This is a genomic window from Variovorax sp. WDL1, assembly GCF_001541225.1.
Taxonomy (GTDB): Bacteria; Pseudomonadota; Gammaproteobacteria; order Burkholderiales; family Burkholderiaceae_C; genus Variovorax.
This window is the reverse complement of the sequence record NZ_LMTS01000110.1, coordinates 25,430-32,868: the sequence shown is the minus strand read 5'-3', so window position 1 is coordinate 32,868 and position 7,439 is coordinate 25,430. Positions and strand designations below refer to the sequence as shown.

Annotated in this window: 9 protein-coding genes and 1 pseudogene; 4 read left to right on the top strand and 6 right to left on the bottom strand. The window is 67.6% G+C overall.

Annotated features, from left to right (window positions below; translation table 11 throughout):
* Nucleotides 1-266: pseudogene (locus APY03_RS43845) on the bottom strand (TIGR02281 family clan AA aspartic protease); the annotation flags it as partial.
* A 7-nt stretch (nucleotides 267-273) separates the two neighbouring features.
* Nucleotides 274-759, bottom strand: coding sequence for a YajQ family cyclic di-GMP-binding protein (locus APY03_RS15425; protein ID WP_068678068.1), 486 nt, complete (start codon nucleotides 757-759; stop codon nucleotides 274-276).
* 45 nt (nucleotides 760-804) lie between these two features.
* Between APY03_RS15425 and murB the strand changes: the two genes are divergently transcribed.
* Nucleotides 805-1,857 (top strand): UDP-N-acetylmuramate dehydrogenase, encoded by a 1,053-nt coding sequence (gene murB, locus APY03_RS15420; RefSeq protein WP_068678067.1) that lies wholly within the window; start codon nucleotides 805-807, stop codon nucleotides 1,855-1,857.
* A 38-nt stretch (nucleotides 1,858-1,895) separates the two neighbouring features.
* On the opposite strand, the gene argG is transcribed toward murB, so the two are convergent.
* The 4 genes from argG to APY03_RS15400 form a co-directional block, all read right to left on the bottom strand.
* Complete coding sequence (gene argG / locus APY03_RS15415) at nucleotides 1,896-3,230, bottom strand: argininosuccinate synthase (RefSeq protein ID WP_068678066.1); 1,335 nt, start codon at nucleotides 3,228-3,230, stop codon at nucleotides 1,896-1,898.
* Between the two features lie 16 nt (nucleotides 3,231-3,246).
* Nucleotides 3,247-3,570 carry a pyrimidine/purine nucleoside phosphorylase gene (ppnP, locus tag APY03_RS15410; protein ID WP_068678065.1) on the bottom strand — a complete coding sequence of 108 codons (324 nt, stop codon included), beginning with the start codon at nucleotides 3,568-3,570 and terminating at the stop codon, nucleotides 3,247-3,249.
* An 81-nt stretch (nucleotides 3,571-3,651) separates the two neighbouring features.
* A complete protein-coding gene (locus tag APY03_RS15405; RefSeq protein WP_068678064.1) occupies nucleotides 3,652-4,230 on the bottom strand; it encodes a hypothetical protein in 579 nt (192 codons plus the stop codon).
* Between the two features lie 77 nt (nucleotides 4,231-4,307).
* Nucleotides 4,308-4,661: an ArsC family reductase gene (locus tag APY03_RS15400; RefSeq protein WP_068678063.1), complete on the bottom strand. Its 354-nt coding sequence runs from the start codon at nucleotides 4,659-4,661 to the stop codon at nucleotides 4,308-4,310.
* 47 nt (nucleotides 4,662-4,708) lie between these two features.
* On the opposite strand from APY03_RS15400, the gene folC reads away from it, so the two are divergent.
* Genes folC through APY03_RS15385 form a run of 3 tightly spaced genes read left to right on the top strand, consistent with a single transcriptional unit; the run spans nucleotide 4,709 to nucleotide 7,429 of the window.
* Nucleotides 4,709-6,004 (top strand): bifunctional tetrahydrofolate synthase/dihydrofolate synthase, encoded by a 1,296-nt coding sequence (gene folC / locus APY03_RS15395; RefSeq protein WP_174262793.1) that lies wholly within the window; start codon nucleotides 4,709-4,711, stop codon nucleotides 6,002-6,004.
* A gap of 60 nt (nucleotides 6,005-6,064) precedes the next feature.
* Nucleotides 6,065-6,937 (top strand): SPOR domain-containing protein, encoded by an 873-nt coding sequence (locus APY03_RS15390; RefSeq protein WP_068678061.1) that lies wholly within the window; start codon nucleotides 6,065-6,067, stop codon nucleotides 6,935-6,937.
* A gap of 6 nt (nucleotides 6,938-6,943) precedes the next feature.
* Entirely contained in the window at nucleotides 6,944-7,429 is a 486-nt protein-coding gene (locus tag APY03_RS15385) for a CvpA family protein (RefSeq protein ID WP_068678060.1), read from the top strand.
* Nucleotides 7,430-7,439 lie beyond the last annotated feature (10 nt).

Sequence of the window (7,439 nt, the reverse complement as noted above, 5' to 3'; positions counted from 1 at the left end):
CCGCCCGCGCTGGACCCGCCGATGCTGACTGGCTGGTCCATGCGCAGCGCCACGCGCTTGCCGCCGGCCTCCACCGTGGCCTGCTCGGGCGTCATCGAAAGCAGCTTCACGCCCCGGAAGGTGTCGCCCACGGCCACCGTCTTGGGCGCGCTGCCGTCGACGATCAGGATGGCACGGTTGCCGATGGTGCCGGTCAGCATCACCGATTGGGCGTGCGCGAGGCCGCATGCCGCGGCCAGCAGCATCGGAACGAGGGGGGCCTTCATCGGGCGCTCAGTCGCGGAAGTTGTTGAAGGACAGCGGCATATCGGGCAAGTCCTTCTTGATCAGCGCCATCGCGGCCTGCAGGTCGTCGCGCTTGGCTCCGGTCACCCGCACCGCGTCGCCCTGGATCGCGGCCTGCACCTTGAGCTTGCTGTCCTTGACCAGGCGCTGGATCTTCTTGGCGGTCTCGCTCTCGATGCCGTTCTTGACCTTGATCACCTGCTTGACCTTGTCGCCGCCGATCTTCTGGACGTCGCCCTTGTCGAGGAAGCGCACGTCCACGCTGCGCTTGGTGAGTTTGTTGCGCAGGATGTCCTCCACCTGCACGAGCTGGAACTCGGCATCCCCGATGAGCGTGATTTCCTTGTCCTTGAGCTCGACCGAGGCCGCGGTGCCCTTGAAGTCGAATCGCGTGCCGATCTCCTTGGCCGTGTTCTCCACGGCGTTCTTGACCTCGGGCAGGTTGGGTTCGCAGACGGTATCGAAAGACGGCATGGACTCTCCTCTGAATCTCACGGGTGTGAATGCGACAATTCTCCCATGATCGTGGAGCACAACGTACCGCTGCAGCAGCACAACAGCTTCGGTATCGTCGCGCGCGCCCAGCACCTGGTGCGCATCGCGAGCGATGCCGACGTGGCCGCGCTGCTGGCCGACCCGGCGTGGCGTGGCGCGCCCAAGTTCGTGCTCGGCGGCGGCAGCAACATCGTGCTGACCGGCGACGTCAAGCCGCTGGTCCTGAAGGTGGAGATCAAGGGACGCCGGCTGGTCGAAGAGACACCGCGCGCGTGGATCCTCGAGGCGGGCGCCGGCGAGATCTGGCACGACACGGTGCGCTGGATGCTCGACCAGGGCTTGCCCGGCCTGGAGAACATGGCGCTGATCCCCGGCACGGTGGGTGGGGCGCCGGTGCAGAACATCGGCGCCTACGGGGTCGAGTTGCAGGACCGTTTCGAATCGCTGGACGCCATCGACCTCGAGACCGGCCGCGCCTTCACCCTCGATGCGGCCCAGTGCGCCTTCGGCTACCGCGACTCGGTGTTCAAGCACACGGCGAGCGGCAGCAACGACTTCGGCCTGGCGGGCCGGGCGCTGATCACCCGGGTGCGCTTCCGGCTGCCGCGGCCCTGGAAGCCGGTGCTGGGCTACCTGGACCTGGAGCGCAAGATGGCCGAGACCGGCAATTTCACGCCCAGCCCGACAGAGATCTTCGACTGGGTCTGCGCCATCCGCAGCGCCAAGCTGCCGGACTGGCGGGTGCTCGGCAATGCCGGCAGCTTCTTCAAGAATCCCACGGTCACGCCGGAGCAATGCGCCGACATCATCGCGCGCGACCCGAAGATCGTGCACTACCCGATGGCCGACGGCAGCATCAAGCTCGCCGCCGGCTGGCTGATCGACGCCTGCGGCTGGAAGGGCAAGACCGTCGGCAATGCCGGCGTCTACGAGAAACAGGCGCTGGTCTTGGTCAACCGCGGCGGCCCCGCGCACCCTGCGACCGGCGGGGAGGTCATGACCCTGGCCAAGGCGATCCAGACCAGCGTATACGAGCGTTTCGGCATCCGGCTGGAGCCGGAGCCGGTGGTCGTGTAACCGGGGGCGCAGGGTTCATCGCGCCCTGCAAGCCCGCTTCAGTCCGTCTCGTTCTTCAACTGCGGGAGCGAAGCGCCCTGTCCCGCGGAAAGCAGGCCCACCTGGGTGTAGATGCCCAGCTTTTCGCGCGTGTCCACGATGTCGAGGTTGCGCATGGTGAGTTGGCCGATGCGATCGGCCGGCGAGAAGCTCGACTCGCCCTTTTCCATGGTGAGGCGTTCGGGTTTGTAGGTGAGGTTCGGCGACTCGGTGTTGAGGATCGAGTAGTCGTTGCCGCGGCGCAGCTCGATGGTGACCTCGCCCGTGACCGCGCGTGCCACCCAGCGCTGGGCTGTCTCGCGCAGCATGATGGCCTGCGGATCGAACCAGCGGCCCTGGTAGAGCAGGCGGCCCAGTCGGCGGCCGTGGTCGCGGTACTGCTCGATGGTGTCCTCGTTGTGGATGCCGGTGATCAGGCGCTCGTAGGCGATGAAGAGCAGCGCCAGCCCGGGGGCCTCGTAGATGCCGCGGCTCTTGGCCTCGATGATGCGGTTCTCGATCTGGTCGCTCATGCCGAGGCCGTGACGGCCGCCGACACGGTTGGCTTCCAGCAGCAGCTCGACCAGGCTGGGGTATTCCACGCCGTTGATTGCGACAGGGCGGCCCTCGACGAAGCGCACGGTGACTTCCTCGCGCTTTACGTCCACCTCGTCTTTCCAGAAGGCGACGCCCATGATCGGCTGCACGATCTTCATGCCGCTGTTCAGGTGCTCCAGGTCCTTGGCCTCGTGCGTGGCGCCGAGCATGTTGGAGTCGGTGGAGTAGGCCTTCTCGGACGACATCTTGTAGGCGAAGCCGGCCTTCTGCATGAACGCCGACATTTCGGCGCGGCCGCCCAGCTCGTCGATGAAGGTCTGGTCCAGCCAGGGCTTGTAGATCTTCAGCGCCGGGTTGGTGAGCAGGCCGTAGCGGTAGAACCGCTCGATGTCGTTGCCCTTGTAGGTGCTGCCGTCGCCCCAGATGTTGACGTCGTCCTCCTTCATGGCCGCGACCAGCATGGTGCCGGTAACGGCGCGGCCCAGCGGCGTGGTGTTGAAGTAGGTCAGGCCGGCGGTGGTCACGTGGAAGGCGCCCGCCTGCAGTGCGGCAAGGCCCTCGGCGGCGAGCTGCGTACGGCAATCGACCAGCCGGGCCTTTTCGGCGCCGTAGAGCATCGCCTTGCGCGGGATCTCGTCGTAGTCGGGCTCGTCGGGCTGGCCCAGGTTGGCCGTGTAGGCGTAGGGGATGGCACCCTTGTTGCGCATCCAGTGCAGCGCGGCGCTGGTGTCCAGTCCGCCGGAGAAGGCGATGCCGACCTTCTGGCCGGCGGGAATGTTCTGAAGAATGGTGGCCATGGTTCGAATCCCCGGTTCAGCCGAAATGGCAGATGTAGCTGTACGGCTCGCCGCTCACGCGGATCTGGAAGCTGGAATTGCCCGGCACGCTGAACTTCTCGCCAGCGCCCGAGGCCAACCATTTGCTGCTGCCGGAGAGCAGGTACTCGCAGCGGCCGCCCGTGCCTTCCATCGTCTCGGGGGCGCCGGTGCTGAAGGTGAGGGTGGAGGGCAGGATCACGCCCACCGACTTCTTGCTGCCATCGGCCAGCGTGAGGCTGTGGCTCACGCACTTGCCGTCGAAATAGACGTTGGCCTTGGTTGCTACCGTGGCGTCGCGAAGGGATTCGGTGGTTGTCATCTGGAAGGAGGGCCTGGCGCTGCGAGGGAAAAAGGAAAGCCGGCGATTTTAGGCTTTGCGGCAGGCCTCCCGGGCCCGCACTCAGCGCCAGCGGCCGTGGTGTCCGCCACGCCAGCCGCCACCCCATCCGCGCGAGTAGCCGAGGTTGAGCGAGATGCCCACCGGCGGATAGACGTACGGTGCCGGGTAGTAGCCCGGTGCGACATAGACCGGCGCCGGGTAGTAGACCGGGCCCGGCTGCACATAGACCGGCGCGGGCTGCCCGTAGGCGGGTGCGCCGCCGCCCGAGATGACCACTCCGGGTTCGGGCGTCACGCTGTTCCAGTCGGGCTGGCCGCCGCCGTTGACTTCGCCGTCACCGTCGATGGGACGCTGCGCAATCTGCGGCTGCGGCGCCACCGGCGAGGGGGTTGCGACGCCGTAGTCGCCGACCTCGATCGGGATGCTGGCGCCGGGGCGGGTGTCCGTGACGGTGGTGTAGTGCCGGCCGCCGTATTCGTAGGTCACGTTGTAGCGGGTGTTGCCCGTAGTCTCGTGCGAGGGCGTGGCCGAGATCACCCGCGCCCAGACCTGCTCGGCCTGGGCAAGCCCCGCGGTGCCGGCAAGGGCAGCCAGAAGCGAGAGGGCAATGGTGTTGCGGATGGCTTTTTGCGTGCGCATGTCAAAACTCCTGAGGGTGGGGCGCTGGGCCCTTCTGAACTGGGTTCGACGTGATCCGGCTGCCGGGGTTCAACCGTTTACACAGTGAGGCTTTTCCATTGGGCGGCGTCGAATCCCGTGGTAACGCCGGCTCGCGGGCCCCAGTTGACCACCGGACGCTTGATCAGGCTGGGATGGGCCAGCAAGGCTGCGCGGGCGGAGGCGGTGTCGACCACCGACGTGCGCGTCGCCTCGTCGAGCCGGCGCCAGGTGGTGCCGCGCCGGTTGACCAGGGTCTCCCAGCCCGGTGCGCGCAGCCACTGGTCGAGCTCGGCCTCGGGCACGCCCTCCTTCTTGAAATCGTGAAAACGGTAGGTGATGCCGTGTTCGTCGAGCCAGGCGCGGGCGCGCTTGACGGTGTCGCAGTTCGTGATGCCGTAGAGCGTGATCATCCTGCGATGATGCCCCCTGCGGCGAGTGGGCGACAATTCCGGCCTCCATGAAAAGCCTTGCCGACTGGCTCGTTCACGCCGAGCGCCTGCACCCCAAGAACATCGAACTCGGTCTCGAACGCGTCCGCGCGATGGCCGGCAAGCTCGGCCTCGCCTTCGACTGCCCCGTGATCACAGTGGCCGGTACCAACGGCAAGGGCTCGACCTGCGCGATGCTGGAGTCGATCCTCATCCATGCGGGGTACCGCACGGCGGTGTTCACCTCGCCCCATCTGGTTCGTTTCGAGGAGCGGTTGCGGCTCTCGGGCGAAGCGGTGCCTGCCGATGTGCTGGCGGCGCACTTCGAAGCAGTCGAGCGCGCGCGCGGCGAGATGGCCCTGACCTACTTCGAGTTCACCACGCTCGCCATCCTGCTGTGCATCGCGGCCAGCAAGCCCGACGTCGCGATCCTCGAGGTCGGCCTGGGCGGACGGTTGGACGCGGTCAACATGCTCGATGCGGATTGCGCCATCATCACCAGCATCGACCTGGACCACATGGAGTTCCTGGGCCCTGACCGCGAAAGCATCGGTTTCGAGAAGGCCGGGATCATGCGCCCGGGCCGCCCAGCGATCGTCAGCGACCCGGTTCCGCCGCAAAGCGTCGTCGGGCATGCCGAAGCCATTGGTGCCGATCTCTGGCGCGTGGGGCGCGACTTCACCGTCTCCGGCGACAAGCAGCAGTGGGGCTGGAGCGGCCGCGGGCGGCGCTACAGCGGACTGGCTTATCCGGCACTGCGCGGCGCCAACCAGCTCGTCAATGCGGCCGGCGTCCTGGCCGCGCTGGAGTCGCTGCGGCAGCGGCTGCCGGTTACCGCGCAGGCGGTGCGCACCGGCCTCGCGTCGGTCGAGCTTCCGGGGCGCTTCCAGATCGTGCCCGGCGAGCCTGCCCTGGTGCTCGACGTGGCGCACAACCCGCACGCGGTGGCAGCGCTGGCCGAGAACCTCGATGCCATGGGCTTCTACCCGACCACCCACGGCGTGTTCGGAGTGATGGCGGACAAGGACCTGGAGCCGATGTTCGCTCGCATCGGCCCGCTGATCGATTGCTGGTACTTCACGGACCTGCCGACCGCGCGTGCCGCCAAGGCATCCGATCTGCTGACGCGCTGGCAGGCGCAGAACACCCGCGCCGACGCCTCGGCGAGCGCGCATGGCGCTCCCATGGAGGCGCTGCAAGCGGCCATCGATCGTGCGGACCCCGCTGATAGAATCGTCGTCTTCGGATCGTTCTTCACAGTGGGTGGTGTGCTCGAGCACGGAACACCTCGTCTGCGGGCCCGGCACTTGTCGCCGGACTCCTGATTGGCCTGATTTCCGGCGCCTTTTCTACTCACGCTGCACTCCATCAGGAAATCGAATTTCATGGCGTTCTTCCAGTTCCGCACCCGCGGTCCGCAGGCCAACGAAGGGCGAAACACCAGCGTCGCGGCGCCGCCGGCCGAAAGCGTCGAGGCGATGCGCAGGCGTGCGCGCCACCGGCTCGTGGGTGCCGCGGTGCTGGTGCTGATCGGCGTGGTCGGCTTCCCGCTCCTGTTCGACACCCAGCCTCGGCCGGTGTCGGTCGACATCCCGATCGAGATCCCCGATCGCAACAAGACCAAGCCGCTGCCCCTGCCGGCCGCGCCAGCGCCTGCCCCCTCGACCGCCGCCCCGCCGGCGAGCCCGCCAGTGGCCACAAGGTCCTCGGGCGGCGAGATGATCACCGAGATGGCGGACGGCACGGAAGTCCCGGCCTCCAGGCCCGCACCTTCCGCCTCGCCAGTAGAGACCAAGCCGCCGCGGGTGGCTGAAGCCAGACCCGAACCCAAGCCTGAAGCCAAGCCGGAGCCCAAGCCGGAACCCAGACCCAGGCCGGAGCCCAAGCCGGAAGCCAGGGCGGAGGCAAAGCCCGATGCCAGGTCCGCCGCTGCCAAGACCGCCGAGGATGCCGCCCGGGCCCGCGCACTGCTCGAGGGTAAATCCACCGCCGCCGCGGCCACCAAGCCCACCGCCGCGGCCGACGACAACGGCCGTTTCGTGGTCCAGGTCGGCGCGTTCGCGGATGCCGACAAGGCGCGCGAGGTCCGGCAGAAGCTGGAGAAGGCAGGGCTCAAGACCTACACGAATGTCGCGAAGACGGCTGACGGCGAGCGCACGCGTGTGCGAATCGGCCCCTTCGGCACGCGCGCCGAGGCGGACAAGGCGGCGGGCAAGGTCAAGGGCTTGTCTTTGTCGGCTGCCGTCCTCAGCTTGTAGGCGGACGTGGCTCCCCTCGACTGGATTGCCATCGCGCTGCTGGTGGTGTCGATGCTTTTCGGTCTGGTGCGCGGATTGGTGTACGAAGTGATCCTGCTGGCTGCCTGGGTAGCCGCCTTCTTCTGCGCGCAGTGGTTCGCGGCCGATGTGGGCGCCTGGCTGCCCTTCGGTGATCCGGCGGGCAACTGGCGCTACGCAGCGGGCTTCGCGCTGGTGTTCGTGGGGGTGGTTTTCGGCGTGGGGCTGGTGGCCGCCCTGATGCGCAAGCTGATCACCGCCGTGGGGCTGCGGCCGGTGGATCGCCTGTTGGGCGCCGTCTTCGGGCTGGCGCGCGGCGCGGTCGCGCTGCTGGCCACAGCGGTCGTGGTTCATTTGCTCGCGCTGAGCGACGCGGCCTGGTGGCAGGAGTCGCGCAGCGCCACTGTTCTGGATGCGGCATTGCAGGGCCTGAAACCCGCGCTGCCTCAAAAATTGGCAAGCTACCTGCCCTGAGCCCTGAGAG

Excerpts from the sequence above, each read along its gene's own strand:
- APY03_RS15425 (WP_068678068.1), bottom strand. The coding sequence starts at position 759 with ATGCCGTCTTTCGATACCGTCTGCGAACCCAACCTGCCCGAGGTCAAG.
- murB (WP_068678067.1), top strand. The coding sequence starts at position 805 with ATGATCGTGGAGCACAACGTACCGCTGCAGCAGCACAACAGCTTCGGT.
- argG (WP_068678066.1), bottom strand. The coding sequence starts at position 3,230 with ATGGCCACCATTCTTCAGAACATTCCCGCCGGCCAGAAGGTCGGCATC.
- ppnP (WP_068678065.1), bottom strand. The coding sequence starts at position 3,570 with ATGACAACCACCGAATCCCTTCGCGACGCCACGGTAGCAACCAAGGCC.
- APY03_RS15405 (WP_068678064.1), bottom strand. The coding sequence starts at position 4,230 with ATGCGCACGCAAAAAGCCATCCGCAACACCATTGCCCTCTCGCTTCTG.
- APY03_RS15400 (WP_068678063.1), bottom strand. The coding sequence starts at position 4,661 with ATGATCACGCTCTACGGCATCACGAACTGCGACACCGTCAAGCGCGCC.
- folC (WP_174262793.1), top strand. The coding sequence starts at position 4,709 with ATGAAAAGCCTTGCCGACTGGCTCGTTCACGCCGAGCGCCTGCACCCC.
- APY03_RS15390 (WP_068678061.1), top strand. The coding sequence starts at position 6,065 with ATGGCGTTCTTCCAGTTCCGCACCCGCGGTCCGCAGGCCAACGAAGGG.